The 18,480-nt window shown below is 60.6% G+C and carries 16 protein-coding genes; 8 read left to right on the top strand and 8 right to left on the bottom strand.

Going from position 1 to position 18,480, the window contains the following annotated elements; genetic code table 11:
- Positions 1–9 precede the first annotated feature (9 nt).
- From KHU30_RS21190 to KHU30_RS21175, 4 genes are all read right to left on the bottom strand, one after another.
- Positions 10–714 carry an HAD-IA family hydrolase gene (locus KHU30_RS21190; protein WP_211444593.1) on the bottom strand — a complete coding sequence of 235 codons (705 nt, stop codon included), beginning with the start codon at positions 712–714 and terminating at the stop codon, positions 10–12.
- 20 nt (positions 715–734) lie between these two features.
- Positions 735–1,550, bottom strand: a complete 816-nt coding sequence (locus tag KHU30_RS21185) for a carbohydrate ABC transporter permease (protein WP_211444592.1) — start codon at positions 1,548–1,550, stop codon at positions 735–737.
- Positions 1,547–2,476 carry a carbohydrate ABC transporter permease gene (locus tag KHU30_RS21180; protein WP_211444591.1) on the bottom strand — a complete coding sequence of 310 codons (930 nt, stop codon included), beginning with the start codon at positions 2,474–2,476 and terminating at the stop codon, positions 1,547–1,549. The genes KHU30_RS21185 and KHU30_RS21180 overlap by 4 nt, the downstream gene beginning before the upstream one ends.
- A gap of 182 nt (positions 2,477–2,658) precedes the next feature.
- Positions 2,659–3,939, bottom strand: a complete 1,281-nt coding sequence (locus KHU30_RS21175; protein WP_407928126.1) for an ABC transporter substrate-binding protein — start codon at positions 3,937–3,939, stop codon at positions 2,659–2,661.
- 211 nt (positions 3,940–4,150) lie between these two features.
- On the opposite strand from KHU30_RS21175, the gene KHU30_RS21170 reads away from it, so the two are divergent.
- Positions 4,151–4,375 (top strand): hypothetical protein, encoded by a 225-nt coding sequence (locus KHU30_RS21170; protein WP_211444589.1) that lies wholly within the window; start codon positions 4,151–4,153, stop codon positions 4,373–4,375.
- Entirely contained in the window at positions 4,359–5,324 is a 966-nt protein-coding gene (locus KHU30_RS21165; protein WP_211444588.1) for a sugar-binding transcriptional regulator, read from the top strand. Before KHU30_RS21170 ends, KHU30_RS21165 begins: the two co-directional genes overlap by 17 nt.
- A gap of 546 nt (positions 5,325–5,870) precedes the next feature.
- Here KHU30_RS21165 and KHU30_RS21160 read toward each other — a convergent pair.
- The 4 genes from KHU30_RS21160 to KHU30_RS21145 all read right to left on the bottom strand — a co-directional run bounded on the left by KHU30_RS21160 (position 5,871) and on the right by KHU30_RS21145 (position 10,289).
- A complete protein-coding gene (locus KHU30_RS21160) occupies positions 5,871–6,170 on the bottom strand; it encodes a DUF6587 family protein (protein WP_211444587.1) in 300 nt (99 codons plus the stop codon).
- The gene (gene feoB / locus KHU30_RS21155; RefSeq protein ID WP_211444586.1) at positions 6,167–8,014 is read right to left on the bottom strand and encodes a ferrous iron transporter B; all 1,848 of its coding nucleotides are present in this window, start codon (positions 8,012–8,014) and stop codon (positions 6,167–6,169) included. The genes KHU30_RS21160 and feoB overlap by 4 nt, the downstream gene beginning before the upstream one ends.
- A gap of 10 nt (positions 8,015–8,024) precedes the next feature.
- Entirely contained in the window at positions 8,025–8,264 is a 240-nt protein-coding gene (locus KHU30_RS21150) for a FeoA family protein (RefSeq protein ID WP_211444585.1), read from the bottom strand.
- 240 nt (positions 8,265–8,504) lie between these two features.
- The gene (locus tag KHU30_RS21145; RefSeq protein ID WP_211444584.1) at positions 8,505–10,289 is read right to left on the bottom strand and encodes a DUF885 domain-containing protein; all 1,785 of its coding nucleotides are present in this window, start codon (positions 10,287–10,289) and stop codon (positions 8,505–8,507) included.
- A gap of 498 nt (positions 10,290–10,787) precedes the next feature.
- Here KHU30_RS21145 and KHU30_RS21140 point away from each other — a divergent pair, with 498 nt between their 5' ends.
- The 6 genes from KHU30_RS21140 (at position 10,788) to KHU30_RS21115 (ending at position 18,456) form a co-directional block, all read left to right on the top strand.
- Positions 10,788–11,918, top strand: coding sequence for an ABC transporter substrate-binding protein (locus KHU30_RS21140; protein ID WP_211444583.1), 1,131 nt, complete (start codon positions 10,788–10,790; stop codon positions 11,916–11,918).
- A 507-nt stretch (positions 11,919–12,425) separates the two neighbouring features.
- Positions 12,426–12,896 carry a transposase gene (locus KHU30_RS21135; RefSeq protein WP_211444582.1) on the top strand — a complete coding sequence of 157 codons (471 nt, stop codon included), beginning with the start codon at positions 12,426–12,428 and terminating at the stop codon, positions 12,894–12,896.
- A 450-nt stretch (positions 12,897–13,346) separates the two neighbouring features.
- Complete coding sequence (locus KHU30_RS21130) at positions 13,347–14,987, top strand: glycosyltransferase (protein WP_211444581.1); 1,641 nt, start codon at positions 13,347–13,349, stop codon at positions 14,985–14,987.
- A 67-nt stretch (positions 14,988–15,054) separates the two neighbouring features.
- The gene (locus KHU30_RS21125; protein ID WP_211444580.1) at positions 15,055–16,380 is read left to right on the top strand and encodes a glycosyltransferase; all 1,326 of its coding nucleotides are present in this window, start codon (positions 15,055–15,057) and stop codon (positions 16,378–16,380) included.
- The gene (locus KHU30_RS21120; protein WP_211444579.1) at positions 16,377–17,294 is read left to right on the top strand and encodes a class I SAM-dependent methyltransferase; all 918 of its coding nucleotides are present in this window, start codon (positions 16,377–16,379) and stop codon (positions 17,292–17,294) included. The genes KHU30_RS21125 and KHU30_RS21120 overlap by 4 nt, the downstream gene beginning before the upstream one ends.
- A 19-nt stretch (positions 17,295–17,313) precedes the next feature.
- The gene (locus KHU30_RS21115) at positions 17,314–18,456 is read left to right on the top strand and encodes an acyltransferase family protein (protein WP_211444578.1); all 1,143 of its coding nucleotides are present in this window, start codon (positions 17,314–17,316) and stop codon (positions 18,454–18,456) included.
- Positions 18,457–18,480 lie beyond the last annotated feature (24 nt).

Here is an 18,480-nt window from a genome sequence, read left to right as displayed (position 1 = left end):
ATCGTGCAGCTAAGCCGCCAGCAGGCCGGGTAGCTGCTGCATGTCCTCGAATACCTGCTCGGCGCCCGCCGCCAGCAGGCGTGCGGCGGCTTGGCCGCGGTCGTGCGCAACGCCGGTAAAGCCGAACACGCGGATGCCGGCGGCGACTGCGGAACGGACGCCGGTGACGCTGTCGTCGATGGCGATGCAGTGCCGCGGCGCGACCTGGAAGCCGGCGGCGGCGGCCAGGTAAACATCCGGCGCCGGCTTGGGCGTGCCCATGTCGTGGCCGCTGTGGATATGGCCGTCGAACAGTTCCAGCAGTCCGCAGCGGCGCAAGCCGGCGGCGATGCGCAGCAGGCTGCTGTTGCTGGCGACGGCCTTGGGCAAGGGGATCGCCGCCAGCACGTCGATGACGCCCGGCACCGCCGTGACTTCTTCGCTGCAGGCGCGGCTGACGGCCAGGTTGATGGCGGAGTAGTCGGGCGTCAGCAAGCCGAGGCTGAACTGGGCGTTGAGCTCATCGAGCAGCTGGTCGGTCATCATGCCCAGCCGTTCCGCTATCGCGCCGTGCAGTGCCGACTCGAGCGCCAGTTCGGCCTGGCCGTCGCCTCGCACCAGGCTGCGCGGCAAGTAGCTGCTCAGCTGCCGGTGGAGGACGGCGAGGGCGATGCTTTCGCTGTCCAGCAGGACGCCGTCGCAGTCGCAGATCAGGTGAGTGATATGTTGGTTCATTGCGGTATGGGTCATCGGCGTCATTTCACCGCGCCAAAGGTCAGGCCGCGCACCAGCTGCTTTTGCGCCAGCCAGCCAAGCACCATGATCGGCGCGATCGCCAGCAAGGATGCCGCCGACAGCTTGGCCCAGAACAGGCCTTCCGGATTCGAATAGGAAGCGATGAAGACGGTCAGCGGCGCGCCGCTGACGCTGGTCAGGTTGATGCTCCAGAATGCTTCGTTCCAGGAGAGGATGATCAGCAGCAGCGCGGTCGAGACCAGTCCTGGCATCGACGTCGGCAACAGCAGGTAGAGCATTTCCTGCCAGGCGTTGGCGCCGTCTATGCGTGCCGCTTCCAGGATTTCCTTGGGCACGTCGTTGAAATAGGTGAACGCCATCCACACCGCGATCGGCAGGTTGATCAGGGTATAGATGATGGTCAGGCCGGTCACGGTATCGAGCAGGCCGGTGTTCTTGGCGAGCAGGTAGATCGGGATCAGCACGCCGACCGCCGGCATCATCTTGGTCGACAGCATCCACAGCAGCAGTTTCTGGGTCTTGGCGGTCGGGAAGAACGCCATCGAGTAGGCTGCCGGCACCGCGATCAGCAGCGCCAGCACGGTGGAGCCGAGCGAGACGATCAGCGAGTGGCTGACGAAGTTCATGTAGCTGCTGCGCGCCAGCACTTCGTGGAAGCTTTCCAGCGTCGGCCAGAAAATCAGGCTCGGCACATAAGCCTGGTGCTCGGTCTTGAAGGCGGTGATCGCCACCCAGAAGATGGGGAAGAACAGGACGATGGCGCAGGCCCATGCCAGCACGCCCAGCCACAGGCGATTGGTGTTTTTAGCTTTCATTTTTCGTTCGCTCCTTTCAGGTTCTTGGCCATCATCCGCACCAGGAAGAACGACACAATGTTAGCCAGCACCACGGCGATGATGCCGCCGGCCGAGGCGATGCCGATATCGAACTGCTGCAGGCCGATCGAATACACCAGGTAAGCCAGGTTGGTGGTCGCCGTGCCGGGGCCGCCGGCGGTAGTGGTGAATATTTCGGCGAAGATCGACAGCAGGAAAATGGTTTCGATCATGATGACGACCGTGATGGCGCGCTTGAGATGCGGCAGCACCACATACCAGAACACCCGCACCGGTCCGGCGCCGTCCAGCTGCGCCGCTTCTTTCTGTTCCATGTCCAGCGACTGCAGCGCGGTCAGCAGGATCAGGAAGGCAAACGGAATCCATTGCCAGGCGACGATCATGATCACCGACAGCATCGGGTATTCAGCCAGCCAGTCGACCGGCTCCAGGCCGACCAGACGCATAGCCCATGCCAGCAGGCCGTAGACCGGATGCAGGATCATGTTTTTCCAGATCAGGGCGGCCACGGTCGGCATCACGAAGAAGGGGCCGATCACCAGCAGGCGGGCGATGCCGCGGCCGAAGAAGGGCTGGTCGAACAGCACTGCCAGCAAGGTGCCGCCGACCACGCTGATGACCAGCACCGAGCCGATCAGCACCAGCGTATTGAGGATCGACGGCCAGAACGCCGGATCGCTGAGCAGGAAGGCGTAGTTGTCCAGGCCGACAAAGCCGGTGGCGTCGGGCATCATCAGGTTGTAGCGGATGACCGAGAAATACAGCGTCATCGCCAGCGGCACGATCATCCACAGCAGCAGCAACAGCACTGAAGGCGTTTGCAGCAGCCGTACCGGCTTGAACTTGCCGGCGCTGGGCCGTGCCGGCAGGGCTGCGTTGGCGGCCTGGGCGAAAGGAGTCGACATGATTTACCTCTTACGTTTTTTTTGCGCTGCGAATGATGGACCGGAAAAGGCTGGGTCCGATCAGACCCGGCAGCGGCAAGGGAAGGCAAGCGGACGTCGGCGTCCGCTTGCGGGCCTGCTGTTTTTATTGATGGCTGCTTACACGATTGCCTGCTTATTTACTTGCTTATTTACTTGCTTACTTATTTGATATAGCGCCCTTGACGCATCACCCGGTCCGCTTGCGCCTGCGATGTCTGCAGCGCGACGTCGACGGTCGACTTGCCTGCCAGCGCGCCGGCAATCGCCTGTCCGACTACCGTCCCGAGCGACTGGAACTCAGGAATCGTCGCAAACTGGATGCCGGTGTAAGGCACTTTCTGCAAGGTGGGGTCCTTGGTGTCGGCGGTCTGGATGGCGCTCAGGACGAAGTCGGAATACGGCGCCGCCTTCTTGTAGTCAGGCGACGCGTAGGTCGACATGCGAGTGCCGGGAGGCACCAGGCCCCAGCCTTTTTCCTTGGCGACCAGCTGGATGTATTCCTTGGAAGTGGCCCAGGCGGCGAATTTCTTGGCGGCGTCCTGCGATTTCGACGATTTCGGAATCGCCAGCGACCAGATCCACAGCCAGTGCGCGCCCTTCGGCGTAACGGCGACCGGAGACGGCGCAAATGCGACTTTGCCGACAACCTTCGATTCCTTGCTGCTGTAGATCATGCCGGCTGCCACCGTGGCGTCTATCCACATGCCGCATTTGCCGCTGGAGAACAGCACCAGGTTTTCGTTGAAACCGTTGGAGGTGGCGCCTTGCGGACCGTATTTGCGCAGCAGGTCGACATAGGTGGTGACAGCGTTTTTCCATTCCGGCGTATTGAGCTGCGGCTGCCATTTCTCATCGAACCAGCGGGCGCCGAAGGTATTGACCATGGTCCCGACCAGCGCCATGTTTTCGCCCCAGCCTGCACGGCCGCGCAGGCAGATGCCGGCGATGCCGTTCTGCTTGTCGGTGAGTTTTTCGGCGAAGCCGGCGATGTCCGTGTAGGTCGGGTGCTCAGGCATTTTCAAACCCTTTTCCGCAAACAGGTCCTTGCGGTAGTAGGTCATCGAGCTTTCGGCGTAGAACGGCAGCGCGTACAGCTTGCCGCCTTCCGTCAGGCCGTCGCGCACGCTCTTGATCAGGTCGCCTTCATCGTAATTGGCGGGCAAGCCTTCCATAGGCGCCAGCCAGCCTTTCTTGGCCCAGATCGGCGCTTCATATGCGCCTATGGTCATCAGGTCGAACTGGCCGCTGCCGGTGGCGATGTCGGTAGTGACGCGCTGGCGCAGGACGTTTTCTTCCAGCACCACCCAGCGCAGCTTGATGTCGGGATTGGCGGCTTCGAAATTGGCGGAAAGCTTTTGCAGTTCGATCATGTCCGGATTGTTGATCGTTGCGATGTTGACGGTAACCGGGGCGGCCCAGGCGCTGCTGCAGAGCATTGCCATGGAAAGGGGGGCCAGGATGGCTGCGAACGGGCTGCTGCCGATGCTGCGACGTTTCATGTTTGTCTCCGTGGTAGGAATCATCAATTAGCCATGCCGACTTGCGCGGCTTCGCTTTGTCGCTTCCGTCGGCATGCCGCGCTTGCGCTGGCCGCCCGAAAGCTGCTGTAACGCCGTCCCTTGTTCCGCATTTTCGTACGCTTCAGTGAAAATATTGAGCAAAAGACTTCTCGTTGAGCAAATAATCATTCATGATCCAAGTCATGTCAAGATTTTTTTGCCGAATAAATCCCTGCCGAATGCTTATGTTGCGGTGCGCTATCTGGGACAATTCGTGATCGCATGCCGTACGCAGGCCGCGCTTTTAGTGCACTGCAATAAGACCTCAGCGTTGCCGCGCGCCGACGAAAAAAGGACATCAAATGGCATCAAGAAATGAAAAACTGGATCTCGCAGCCCGGGCGGCGTGGATGTATTACGTGGTTGGCAATACCCAGAACGAGATCGCCGACCACCTGGGTATTTCGCGGCAGATGGCGCAGCGGCTGGTGGCTTATGCGCGCGAATCGGGGCTGGTCAAGGTGAGGGTCGAGCATCCGGTGTCGGAATGCCTGGAGCTGGCGGCAGCCTTGCAGCAGCGCTATGGCCTGGAGCAATGCCATGTCGTGCCGAGCGTGGGAGCGGCTGGCAGCATGGTGGACGATGCCGGCGTGCAGCAGATGCTGGCGGTGGTGGGCGCCGAGATTGTCGAGCGTTACCTGCAGCAGGAAAATCCGCTGGTGGTGAATGTCGGTTCCGGGCGGACCTTGAAGGCGGTGCTGGAGGCAGTGAGTGAAATGGACAGGCCGCAGCACCGGATTGTATCGATGGTGGGAGCGATTGCGGCGGACGGTTCGTCGAACCGCTATGACGTGGCGCTGACGGTGGCCGATAAAACGCAGGGGCGCTTCTTTTTGCTGCCGGCGCCGCTGGTGGCGGACAGCGCCGAGGATATGCGGCAGTGGTGCCAGCACCGGGTGTACCGCATCGTTGCGGACCTGGCGCAGCAGGCGGATGTGACGTTTATCGGGGTCGGCACGATTGCGCCTGGCTGTCCGATGCACGAGGATGGTTTCCTTACCGCGGCGGAGGTGGCGCAGCTGCAGGCGCATGGGGCGGTGGGGGAGATGATCGGGCATGCGATTGCGGGGGATGGGCGGCTGGTTGCTTCGCCTATCGAGGATCGGGTGACGAGTTTGCCGCTGGCTTCGCCGCCGTCGAAGCCGGTGATCGGGATGGCGGGCGGGGCGAAGAAGGCGGAGGCGATCCGGGCGGTGTTGCGGGGCGGGTGGTGGTCGGGGTTGATTACCGACGAGTATTGTGCGCGATTTGCCTTGCAGGACGACTAGCCAATCGCAAATGCAGTCAAATGGGGTCAGAGTTTTTTTACGACAGTTTTATCGTCGTAAATTACTCTGACCCCATTTGACGTTCTACGGAGTGCAGGTCTTGGCAAGCTAAGAACGGTCTGAGGGTTGCTAAAACGGTTGCTGCTCCGTGGATGCTTGCCGGGAGCGGCCCGGCAGCCGCTCACTTTCTTTTGCTTCGCCAAAAGAAAGTAAGCAAAGAAAAGGCGACCGCAAAGCCGTTGCCCTCCCTTCGGTCGGGTTCCCAAATCCGGCGCGCGCCAGCCGGGTGAGGGGCAAAACTCGCCTTCGGCTCAAACATGCCCCTCACAATTCCCGGCTGACACGCGCCGGATTTGGCAACGTCTCAATGCGGGGTACGTCAAAAGCAACGGCAACAGCAACTTCAAAAACAACCCCAACGTCAAAACCGGAGCCGCTCTAGTCAATTGGGGTCAGAGTTTTTTTTCGCGTTCTTTGCGAAAATTACTCTGACCCCAATTGACGGGCCACGGAGCGCATGCGATTTTTCGCAGCTGTTGGTTCACTTTATTCGCTAGGACGTTCGCGGAATTTGAGCGGTTGTTCTTCTACTGTCTGGGCGCTTGTAGCGCAGCCGGTGGAGCATGAACCACACCCGCTGCCGCAGCCGCCTGCCGCTGCTGTCGGTTGCAGTTGTCCGCCGAGTTTGCGCAGCAGGGCTGGGCGCGCCGGCTGGCTTAGCGCATTGGCCAGGTTTGCCTGCACGCGCTGGCTGGTGGCTGGCATCAGGCGGCGGCAGGCGTAGATCAGGCTGGCGATGACCGCCAGGCTGATGACGATGGCTTGGATGATCAGGAACGGGGTCATGTCAGCAGCCTTGTGATTTGATAAGTCAGGAACGCGGCCAGGTAGGCCAGGCCGAACAGGTAGGCAGTGGCGGCTGCGACTACTTTCCAGGAGTTGGTTTCGCGCCGCATCACCGCCAGCGTCGACATGCATTGCGGGGCGAATACGTACCAGGCCAAGAGCGCCAGCGCGGTCGCCAGCGACCATTGGTGGGCGATCACCGGGCCCAGCTGCGACGTGATCGCCTCTTCGCTGCCGGACATGGCGTACACCGTGCCGAGCGCCGATACAGCGACTTCACGTGCCGCCATGCCTGGCACCAGCGCGATGCAGATCTGCCAGTTGAAGCCGATCGGCGCAAATACGTATTCCAGCAGGTGCCCGATGCGGCCGGCCAGGCTGTAGTCGATGGCCGGCAGGGTGGCGCCTGCGGGCGGGCCGGGGAAGGTCGACAGGAACCACAGCAAGACGGTGAGGGCGAGGATGATGGTGGTGACGCGGCGCAGGAAGATCAGCGCCCGTTCCCACAGGCCGATGGCGATATTGCGGGCGCCGGGCAGGCGGTAGGAGGGCAGCTCCATCAGCAGCGCATGCTCGCTCTTGTCCTTGCGCACGCGCTTGATGACCCAGGACACCGCCAGGGCGCTGGCGATGCCGGCAACGTACAGCCCGAACAGCACCATGCCTTGCATGTTGAACAGGTCCCACACGCTGGTGTTGGGAATGAAGGCGGCGATCAGCAGCGTATACACCGGCAGGCGCGCCGAGCAGGTCATCAGCGGGGCCACCAGGATGGTGGTCAGGCGGTCGCGCGGATCCTGGATGCTGCGCGTGGCCATGATGCCGGGAATCGCGCAGGCAAAGCTCGACAGCAGCGGGATGAAGGAGCGGCCGGTGAGTCCGGCGCTGAACATCATGCGGTCCAGCAGGAAGGCGGCGCGCGGCAGGTAGCCGGATTCTTCCAGCGTCAGGATGAAGAAAAACAGGATCAGGATCTGCGGCAGGAACACCAGCACGGTGCCGAGGCCGCCGAAGATGCCGTCGCTGATCAGGCTGCGCAGCAGGCTTTCCGGCATCGCCGCGGCGACCCAGGCGCCGACGGCGCTGACGCCGGCCTGAATTGCCGCCATCAGCGGCTGCGCCCAGGAAAATACTGCCTGGAAAATGAAGAACATGATGGCAGCCAGCAGCGCCAGTCCTATCACCGGATGCAGCACCCAGCGGTCGATGGCGTCGTCGATCATCGACGTATTGCGCGGCATGGCGACAGCCGCGGCCAGCATCGCGCGCACCTGTGCGTGCAAGTCTTCGTCGCTGGTTCCGGCCGCCGTGGCCGCCGAGGCCGGCGCGCCGGCCTGGTCCAGGTGCTGGATCAGCGCGCGGGCGCCGCCGCTGCGCACCGCCACCGTCTCGATCACCGGAATGCCGAGGCGGCGTTCCAGTTCTTCGCGGTTGATGACTATGCCGCGTTTGCGGGCGGCGTCCATCATGTTCAGCGCCAGCACCATCGGCCGGCCCAGCCGTTTCACTTCCAGCACGAAACGCAGATGCAGGCGCAGATTGGTGGCATCGGCCACGCACACCACCAGATCGGGCAGCGCCTCGCCCGGCATCTGGCCGAGGCAGACCTTGCGCGTGATCATTTCATCCGGACTGGTCGCCTCCAGGCTGTAGGCGCCAGGCAAGTCCAGCAGCTGGAACACGCGGCCGGACGGCGCGGTGAAGCGGCCTTCCTTGCGTTCGACCGTGACGCCTGCATAGTTGGCGACCTTCTGGCGGCTGCCGGTCAGCTGGTTGAAAAGGGCGGTCTTGCCGCAATTGGGATTGCCGACCAGGGCGATGCGCAGGGAGGTAGTGCTGGACATGGTGCTTGATTCAGGAAGCCAGGTTGACATGCACCCGGTGCGCTTCGGCGCGACGCAGGGCAAAACGGGTGAAGCCGATTTGTATCATCAGCGGATCGGCGCCGACCGGGCCGCGCGCCACCACGCTGACCGCTTCGCCGTTGACGAATCCCAGCTCGCGCAAGCGCTTCGCAATCGGGTCTGCAGTCAGCACATCTTCTACCTGTTCGATGACTGCAGGTGTAAACGGGGTCAAGTCGCAAAGTCTCATACAAACGCCATTACTAATAATGATTCTCATTATAACCATTGAAGGTCGCCCGCATGCGCTTCGGTTACAAAACAAAGGGATTGCAGCCGGTGATTGACATAAAAATGCCAAATGGAAATAAATTGAGTTGTTCGTGTTTTCTTGCCAAGCGCCGCGCATCAAGGATTCGTCCCACGCTGCGCTCCCGGCGCGATGACCCTGGCGGGCAGGAAGTGCGCGGCGCTCCCCCCGCCGCCGGTTTTATGATTTTTGCCCGGCCAGCAGCGTCGGCTGCACGAAATCCTTTCGCACTTCATGCGCCAGTTCATCCGGCGGCAGCAAGCCCTGGCTGACGACAAAATCGTTGAAGGCCTTGCGGTTGAAGCGTGGCCCCATGGCGATCTGGGCTTCGGCGCGCAATTGCATCAGCCTTGCATAACCGTAAAAGTAAGAAGTCGCCTGACCGGGGCTCTGGAATGTATAGCGGTCCAGTTCTTCCTGCGCCAGCGCTTCGGAGGCGCAGACGTCGTGCACCAGGATGTCGTGCGCGCGCTCGGGCGTGATCAATCCCAGGTTCAGCATCGGGTCCAGGAATGCGCGAGCGGCGCGCAGCAGGCGGGCGTCGAGCGCCGCCAGCTGGGCTTCCTGCGGCTCGTACGGCAGCATTTCCGCTTCCGAGTAAAGCGCCCAGCCTTCCACGTTGACGCTGTTGAAGGAAAACACGCTGCGCGCCAGCGAGACGCCGCCTTCCAGCATGCCGGCAAACTGCAATTCATGTCCCGGACGTCCTTCATGCGCGGTCAGCGACCAGGCCGCGGCCTTATAGGTGAAGTCGTCGAACCTGGCGTTGGCGACCCCGGTGCTGGCTGGCACCCCAAGAGAAAGAATGAATTCCCCGGACTCGCCCTGATTGTTGACCAGCGGCGGCGGCTGCATGTGCGGCGCCGGCACCTGCGCGCTCTCGGCGTCGGAAGCGGTGCGCATCACCATAGGCCGTTGCGGCAGGGTGATGATGTTTTCGCGGCGGATGATCTCTTCGATCCTGCCGATGATGGCGTGATAGTGCGGTTCGATAGACTGCTTGTCTAGCTGCTGCTTTTTGAGCACATTGACGACATCGCGATAGTCGCTGGCATTGATGCCCTGGCTCTTGGCGACCATTGGCGCGATCAGCTGCATGGCCGCCTGGGTCTCCATGAACTCCAGCTGTGCTTCGCGCATCAGCTGCGCTGGCGGGATATCCACTCCTATCTGTTTCAGCTGGAAGGCATACAGTTCCGGCGGCAGCTTGAAGTCGCTGCGCGCACGCGGCATGACCACGCTTTTGGTCCACGCCGAGTAATCATCGAGCTGCTGTTGCAAGGCGCTCAATGCTGCCTCCGCGCCGGCGATCTTGTACTTGGCGTACAGCTGCCGGATGCCATCCACGTATTCGCCGGTATTGCCCAGCGCCTGCTCGATCTCCTTGCTGTAAGGACCGAGCAGCCTAGCGTTGCCGTGCAGCGCTTCGAAGCGCGCCTGAGCCAGCTTGATCAGCGGCGTGTAGCCGGCTTCCAGGCCAAGATAGCGTTTTAGCCGGACCAGCGCCTGAGCACGGCGGGCCGGGGCGACCTGGTCTTGTAGCAGGGCGAACTGGCCGCTGAAAATATCCTGGCCGACGTCCTCGTACAGCAGCATGTAGCGTTCATTGAGGTCATGCCCTTCATTGGCCAGCTCGGCGGCGCGGATCATGATGCGCAAATCCTGCTGCACCTTGAGATCGTTCTCCTGTTCCAGCTGGCTGCGCAGTTGCCGGATCGCTGCCAGCGTGGCTGCGCGTTCGCGCGCTTCAAGATCCGGTTTCAGGTCGATGACCTTATCGTCGTATTCGGCCATCCCTTGTTGCGATGCATTTTCCGGGTTGAACTCGGCTTGCGTCTTCAAGAGCATCTGGGCGGCGGCGTTGCTTTTTTCTATCCAGGCCGGGGATGGCGTCGCCGCCGTGGCGTAGTTCGACGCAGCCAGCGTGGCGGCGCTCAGCAGCATGGGAACGGTAAATCGATTCATGGACTTCTCCGTATTCGCAGTGACGAGGCGGCTGCGACAAGTGAAAGGGATAGGCTGACCGGAACAGAGTAGGGCGCGGTCCGCGCAATGTGGCCACATCATATTGGTAATGTTGCGAAGTGGCAATTTCATGCGGGCGGCAGCGCTTGCTTACGCTATTCCCTTTGAAATATAGCGAGAGCTGTTTCTCTGTTTTTTAGCCACGAATATGCTTCGCTTGCTTGACAGCGTTACCTGCTTTGCGTTTTACTTAGCGAAATTTTCTGCACTGCAACAAACCGCGCGCTCGTTTTTGCTATTGCCTGCGCGCTGATTCAGGTTGCAGCGTGCAGGCAAATCGGCTTTGTCCTCGCCCGATCCCGCGCTCATTTCGCATTGCCAAGTAAGCATCCGGCCCGCACGATTGCGGGCGTCGTTTTACGCGGTTTTTCGGTAGCGCTAACATCGGCTGGCCTTGCAGTCTCCATCAACTCAATTCCTGTGAAGGATCGGATCCCCATGCGCTTCAACAACATATTTGTCCTCTCATCGCTGCTGCTGACAGCCGCCATCTGCCAGGCCGAAACCGGCGTCACCGCCAGCACCATCACCTTGGGACAGTCGGCAGCGTTTTCCGGTCCGGCCAAAGAACTGGGCAAGGGCATGCACGACGGCGCCCAGGCTTATTTCGATCAGGTCAACGCCAGCGGCGGCGTGTTCGGCCGCAAGATCATCCTGAAGACCCTGGATGACGGCTACGAGCCGGACCGCGCCGCCGCGAATACCAAGCAGTTCATCGAACAGGATGAGGTGCTGGCCTTGTTCGGCTATGTCGGCACGCCGACCTCGAACGCCTCGATTCCTGCGGTAAGCAAAGCCAAGGTGCCGTTCTTCGCGCCGTTCAGCGGCGCTCAATCGCTGCGTGAACCGTTCAACCGCAATGTCTTCAATATCCGCGCCAGCTACTTCGTCGAGACCGAGAAGATCGTGCAGCAGATCTCGACCTTGTCGCTGAAGCGGATCGCGGTGTTTTACCAGAATGACGCCTATGGCAAGGCTGGCCTGGAAGGCGTCACGCGGGCCTTGAAGAAGCGCGGCATCGAAGTGGCCGCGCTCGGCACGGTGGAGCGCAACAGCGTCGAGGTCAGCGACGCCGTCGCCAAGATCCGCGCCGGCAAGCCGCAGACGGTGATCATGGTATCGGCCTACAATTCCAGCGCCGCCTTCATCAAGGCTATGATCGTTGCCGGCAGCCCGCCCTCGTTCTGGAATATCTCCTTCGTCGGCAGCCAGCAGCTGGTGACCGCGCTCGGCAAGGATGCCAGCGGCGTGCAGATCTCCCAGGTCATGCCGGCGCCGTGGGACGAAACCCGCGCCATCGTCAAGGAATACCGCAAATATTATCTGCAGGACGGCAAGAAACAATGGGACTACGTCAGCATGGAAGGCTTCATCGCCGCCAAAGTGTTTGTCGAAGGCCTGCGCCGCGCCGGCAGCAACCTGTCGCGCGATAGCCTGATCCGGGCGCTGGAAACCGTCAGTCATTACGATGCCGGCGGCTATTTCATTACCTTCAGTCCAAGCAGCCACAATGGTTCGGAGTTCGTCGACCTGACCATGGTGGCAAAATCGGGCAGGTTCCTGCACTGATATGCAACATTGCCTTGCCGCCCGTCTGAGTATCTGATCTCGGCGGGCGGCAAGCTGTGTGCTGACGCGCTATCGGTGCCGCAGAGCGTCATTTTTTGGCTGGCGAGGCGGACAAGATAAGGTGAATCGTTAACTTTGAATTATCCAATTGTGAAACATCGCCATGGTTTTTTTTGAAAAGCCGATGGCCAAAAAATGTTATCCAAAAGAAATAGTTAAATCATTTAGTTTTCTTACGGAAATAATGAATGTGCATCTGACCTCATTTTAGGGTTAAATATCGTTAATTTATGTGAACTATAGTTAAAAATCCAATTTTTCAGTGGTTTCATTAGGCTCTTGCTTTTACTCTTTGTATGTATGCAGCCACCAAACTTAACAAACCGGTGAGCGCATAGCGACAGGGGTAACCGATTGGATATGATCTGGCGATTTTCAAAAGAAAAAGATTTGCCGAGAGGCAAATCGAGTTGCCTGATCCAAGTTCAACAATTAAAGAGTAGATAGATGCAGAAAATTAACCGCGTTCTTCGAGATGATCAGTGGGAGAAACTGGAGCCTTTGCTGGTAGGGCGGCCAGGGGATTCCGGCATGTGCGGCCGCGACAATCGTCTGTTCATGGAGGCAGTGCTGTGGGTGGCGCTGAAAACCGGCACATGGAGCAACCTGGCGCCGGAATTCGGCCGCTGGAGAACCAGCTACATGCGCTTTAGGCGCTGGACCAAGGCCGATGTCTGGCGGCGCGTGGCCGAAAGCCTGGCCGACCACCATGAATTACAAGCGATCTTGCAGGCCATCATCGTGCTGGGCGACGAGCACACCCGTCTGAATACGGAAAGGTCGATCAGGCGCGCCAATGTGAAAACCTATGGCCGCGCCCTCGCTTCGGCCAGCGGCGCCGGCGCCAAGCCGGCACGCGGCGACGAACTGTCGTCATCGTGGGTATGGCTGGTGAGCAACGACGTCCAGGCCAACTGATCGCGCAGAAGACAATCATCCGCAACGGGCCTTAAGCCTGCCGGCGCCAAGTGGTATCTCCCTTGCGCCGGCGGCAGCCTGCACATATTGGCCAATGATATTGTTCGTTGCGCCGCGCCATTCTCCTTCCGCCTCAGCAATTCCAGCGTGTTTTTTGCCTATGGATCCGGCAAGAAATTAGCGTATCTGCAAGCTCTTCCATAATAGGGGCTACTCTCTAAAGCCCTTCCTCATTTGACTACCCCCGCGCCGTATCAGGTATCATCGCCCAAGGGGAATGTTTGGCAGGAAACTTCTTGGCGTATGGCAGCTCCTGCATTTTTTCCCCGCGATAAAAAAGAATGGCCTCGAGTACGAGGCTGAGACAGGTCTGAAGCGGCGCGATGGCAGGCAGTAAGTGGTCAAGGCAATGATTCGGACGATTAACATTCGATTAAAAGTACGATTTTGATGAATTTCATTCTGTATTCGGATATTGGCGAAAATACAATCAACAAAAGCCTTGGTTTGCCAGAGTACAGCTACTACTTTGTCTTGAAAGCTTTTCGCACCGTCTTGCAGGAGCTCGGCACGGTGACCGTGGTGCGGCAGCCGGAGACCGAAGTCGATCCACTGTTCGACGCCTGCCGCGAGCGCGGCGAAGAATGCGTTTTCCTTTCCTTTTCCCCTCCCAACAAAACCCTGATCGACCTGCGCTGCCCGACCGTATCGGTGTTCGCCTGGGAATACAGCAATATTCCTGACGAGCAGTGGGATGAGGATGTGCGCAACGACTGGCGCAACGTGTTTGGCCGCCACGGCAGAGCGATCACCTTGTCCAGCTATACCGCGCGCATCGTCCGGGAAGCGATGGGGCCGACCTTCCCGGTGCTGGCGGTGCCGGCGCCGTTGTGGGAACAGTTCGCCGCTCCGCGGGCGCGCTTCGGATCCAGCCTGCCGCCCGCTCAAAGCCAGCTGCAGGTGCGCGGCATCGTGATCGATAGCCATGTCCTGGGTTTGTCTGCCGACGGCCTGATCGCACATGTCACCTTCCCGCAGGCGTCGGACGAGCTCGATGAGCCCGATGAGGCGCCGCTGCTGCCGCCAGTCCAGCCGGAACCCGCGCCAGAACCGGTCGCGCCGCCGCTCCAGCCTGAGCCCGTGGCGCCGGCCAAGAACCTGCGCTACCGGCTGGCGGTGACCAAGCGCCATCTGCTGACCTGGTACCGGGAAGCGGTGCGCGACTTGCTGCCTTTATGGCTGGCCCGCGCGGTGGCGCTTGGCGGACGCGGCGGCAATACCGTTGCACGCGCCATCATGGGCTACGAAAGCCGCGCGCATGCGCCGGTGCAGCAGCCCTTGCCGGCAGAGCCGCAGCAGCAAGCGGCGCCGGCCGCGCCGCCAGCGGCAGTCACCGTTGCGCCGGAACCGCCGCAAGAGCCCGCGGTGGGCGTCAATCTGGAAGGGGTGGTCTATACCTCCATCCTCAGTCCCAAGGATGGCCGCAAGAACTGGTTCGACATGGTGACCGCATTCTGCTGGACCTTCCGCGACGTCGAGGATGCGACGCTGGTGCTGAAGATGAATGAGCGCGATCTGTCGCTGTATCACAACACCTTGCTGACTTTGCTGTCGCAGCTGGCGCCATTCAAGTGCCGGGTCCTGACCTTGCATGCCTATCTCGATGACGCCACCTATGAAGAGCTGATAGGCGCCACCAGTTTTTACGTCAATACCTCCTTGTGCGAAGGACTGTGCCTGCCGCTGATGGAATTCATGAGCTGCGGCAGGCCGGTCATCGCGCCGCGGCATACGGCGATGGAAGATTACATCGACGACGGCGCCGCCTTCATCGTCAAGTCCAGCCTTGAGCACAATGTCTGGCCGCATGATCCGCGCGACCTGTTCCGCACCCTGCGTTACCGCCTGGATTGGGAATCGATCTGCAACGGCTATGCGGAGAGCTATCAGATAGCGAAGCAGCATCCGGAAAAATACCTGGCGATGGGCCAACACGCAATCGCGCGCATGCAAGCGTACAGCGCGGGCGCGGTCGTCAAGGAACAACTGCGCGATTTTTTCCAGCAAGAAGCGGTGGAGGAGCCGGCATGACGCTGTCCTCCCCACGCTGCGTCAGCGGCTCCGTTCATCCTCGCTCTTACCTGACATCCGGCGCCTGATGATTATCATTATTTATTCCGAAACCAACTCCGGTTCGATTGCCTCGAACCTCGGCTTGCCTGAGTACAGCTACTACTTCGTGCTGAAGGAATTTCGCCCGGTGCTGGAGCAGCTCGGCATCGTGGTGACCGTCAGCGATCCCGCGCGCGAAGTCGACGACATCTACCGCAGCGCCGCCGCGCACGGTCAATCCTGCGTATTCCTGTCGTTCTCGCCGCCGCATAAAACGGTGGTCGGCCTGGCTTGTCCGACCATTCCTGTGTTCGCATGGGAGTTCAGCACGCTGCCGAACGAGGTCTGGTTTGGCGAGCCGCGCCATGACTGGCGCTATGTCTTCGACAAGATCGGCAGCGCCATCACGCATTCGGTATTCACCGCGGATTCGGTGCGGCGCGCGATGACGCCGGAGTTTCCGGTGGTCTCGATACCGGCGCCGGTATGGGACCGCTTTTCCGCATTGCGCGAAAAGCTGTCGATCGCCAATCATCCCGATGGCGTCGACCTGCATGTTGCCGGCACCGTGGTCGATAGCCGCACGGTCGATCTTTCCCCCTACAGCGTGCCGCTGCGGCGCTTCCCCAAGCCGAACCTGGTGCGGCCGCCGGCGCTGGCGCGGCGCGAGCCGGTCAAGGTGCATATCGACGGCGTGGTCTATACCTCGGTCTTCAACCCCTATGACGGCCGCAAGAACTGGTACGACATGATCAGCGCCTTTTGCTGGGCATTCCGCGATACCGAAGATGCCACGCTGGTGTTGAAGCTGACTCACCACGACGTCCGCATCGGCATCGACAATCTGCTGGAGAACGTCTACAAGCTGACGCCGTTCAAGTGCCGCGTGCTGCTGATCCACGGCTATCTGAGCGACGCCGACTACGAAAAACTGGTGTCCGCCACTACCTATGTACTGAATACCTCGCACGGCGAAGGCCAGTGCCTGCCGTTGATGGAATTCATGTCTTGCGGCAAGCCGGCGATCGCACCGGTCAATACCGCAATGGCTGACTATATCGATCGCGACAACGCTTTCGTGCTGGACTCCAGCACAGAACCGAGCCACTGGCCGCACGACCCGCGCCAGGCCTACAGGACTTTGCGCTACCGCATAGACTGGGGTACGCTGCTGGCCGCCTACAAGGATAGTTATCGCGTCGCCCGGCAAGATCCGCAAAGATACTGGCAAATGGCGGAGCACGCGGTGCAGAGCCTGCAGCAGCATTGCTCGCGCGCCGTGGTGAAGCAGCGCCTGGACGCCTTTCTTTCAGAGCGCCTCGCCAGGCACGCGCGCGATACCGGCAAGACCGCGGAAAAGGCCATGGCATGATGAAATTTCTTACCGGTTGGCTGCGTCCGCCGAAAGCCGAGGCTGTTGAGCCGGAAAATGAGCAACAAGCCGAGCCAGAAGCGCTGCCGGCGCCGGTGTCGCCGGAAGGCGTGGTCGATTCGCGCGTCTGCGGTTTTATCGACACCGTGCAAAGCGGCTGGTTTCAATCGGACAGCGGCGAGCTGCTGAAAGGATTTCCGATCGCGCCTGCGGATGTCGTGCTCGATGTCGGCTGCGGCGAGGGCGGGGCGACCTTGTTCGCCGCGCGCTGCGGCGCGCATGTGATTTTTTCCGATACCGATGCCGATCAGGTGGCGCGGCTGGCCGCCAATGTGGCGAACAGCCCGGCGCGCGGCTATCAGGCCCTGGTCGGCGACACCAATCCGCTGCCGCTGGTCGATGGCAGCGTCAGCCGCATCGTCGCCATGGAAATGCTGGAGCATGTCGACGACCCGGCGCAAGTGCTGGCCGAACTGGTGCGCGTCGGGCAGCCCGGAGCGCTGTATCTGCTGACGGTGCCGGATCCGGTCGGCGAAGGTCTGCAGAAGCAGCTGGCGCCGCCGTCGCATTTCCAGAAGCCTAACCATATCCATGTTTTCGAACGCGATGCGTTCGCCGCGCTGGTGACCGACGCCGGCCTGGAAATCGAACAGCGGCATGCTTCCGGCTTTTTCTGGTCGATCTGGATGTGCTTGTATTGGGCCGATTACTGGGCCGACAAATCCGGCGCCGATGGCGCCGAAGGTGCAACCCGCGACAATATCAAGCCGCCTCATTCGCCGTTGCTCAATGAATGGGCAAGCACCTGGTATCAATTGATTTCTTTGCCCGAGGGCGCCAGGATCAAGCAGGTATTGGATAGCGTCATGCCCAAGAGCCAGGCGATCATCGCCCGCAAGCCGCACCGTCGGTAACTATCGGAGCTGATGGCACATGAATCATCGAATCAAGGATATCGAGCTGCTGCGCGGAATTGCGGTGCTTTTCGTTTTGTTCGAGCATACGCGCTTCAATCTGTTCGGGCAGCCAAGCGAGATTCTTGCATTCATCTATACCCATTTCGGATTCTGGAATGGCGTCGATCTGTTCTTTGCGATTTCCGGCTTCGTGATCGCCCGGGACCTGATCCCGCGCCTTGACCGCAGCGACGGCCGGGCTTCTTTCTTCTCCGTTGCCGCCAAGTTCTGGGTCCGGCGCGCCTGGCGCCTGTGGCCTACCGCATGGCTTTGGCTGGCGCTGCTGCTGCTGGCGACAGTGGCGTTCAAGAAGTCGGGCATATTCAGTTCCCTGCAGGTGAACCTGGAAGGCAGCCTGGCAGGATTGCTGAACTATATGAATTTCCGCGTGATGCTGAAATTCGGCCACGATGAGCTTGGTCCCACCACGCCGTACTGGAGCCTGTCGCTGGAAGAGCAGTTTTATCTGTTGCTGCCGCTGGCCGTGTTCCTCTGCCGCCGCTGGCTGTCCGGCGTGCTGATTGTCCTGGTCGTGCTGCAGTTTTTTGCCAATCGCCACCAGTCGCTGTTTTTGATGCTGGTGCGCTCCGACGCCTTGCTGCTGGGAGTGCTGCTGGCAATCTGGAGCAAGCGCGGCAGTTACCGCAGGCTGGAACCGGTATTCTTGAAAAGCTGGAAATGGGCGCGTTGGCTTCCGCTCTTGATCCTGGCGGCTTGCCTGGCAAAGATCGGATCGCCGCAATATCAGCAATTCCGTTTCTGGGTCGGAAGCGTCGCGCTGATTTCGATTGTACTGGTCTGGCTCGCTTCTTATGACGCGGACTACCTGATGCCGGACAATCCCCTGAAGCGTCTCTTGCTGTGGGTCGGCAGCCGTTCCTACGCGCTGTACCTGACGCACATGCCGGCCTATCTCATGAGCCGTCAGATCTGGTACTGGATTGCTCCTACCGATACCATTTTCGACCATACCTACAACACCAGGCTGGCGTTGACGGCTGCAGTGCTGGTGGTGGCGTTCAGCGAGCTGAATTACCGCTTTATCGAGACCCCTTTACGCGCGCGCGGCAAACGAATTGCCGACGCGATGGGGCAGTCCCGGCTCCAGTTGCAGACTTAGATCATAACGATGGAAGCAAAAAAA

The sequence above is a fragment of the Collimonas humicola genome, assembly GCF_018304945.1.
GTDB classification, from domain to species: domain Bacteria; phylum Pseudomonadota; class Gammaproteobacteria; order Burkholderiales; family Burkholderiaceae_D; genus Collimonas; species Collimonas humicola.
Note: the sequence above shows the minus strand (reverse complement) of the source record. Positions and strands in the feature narration are given on the sequence as shown.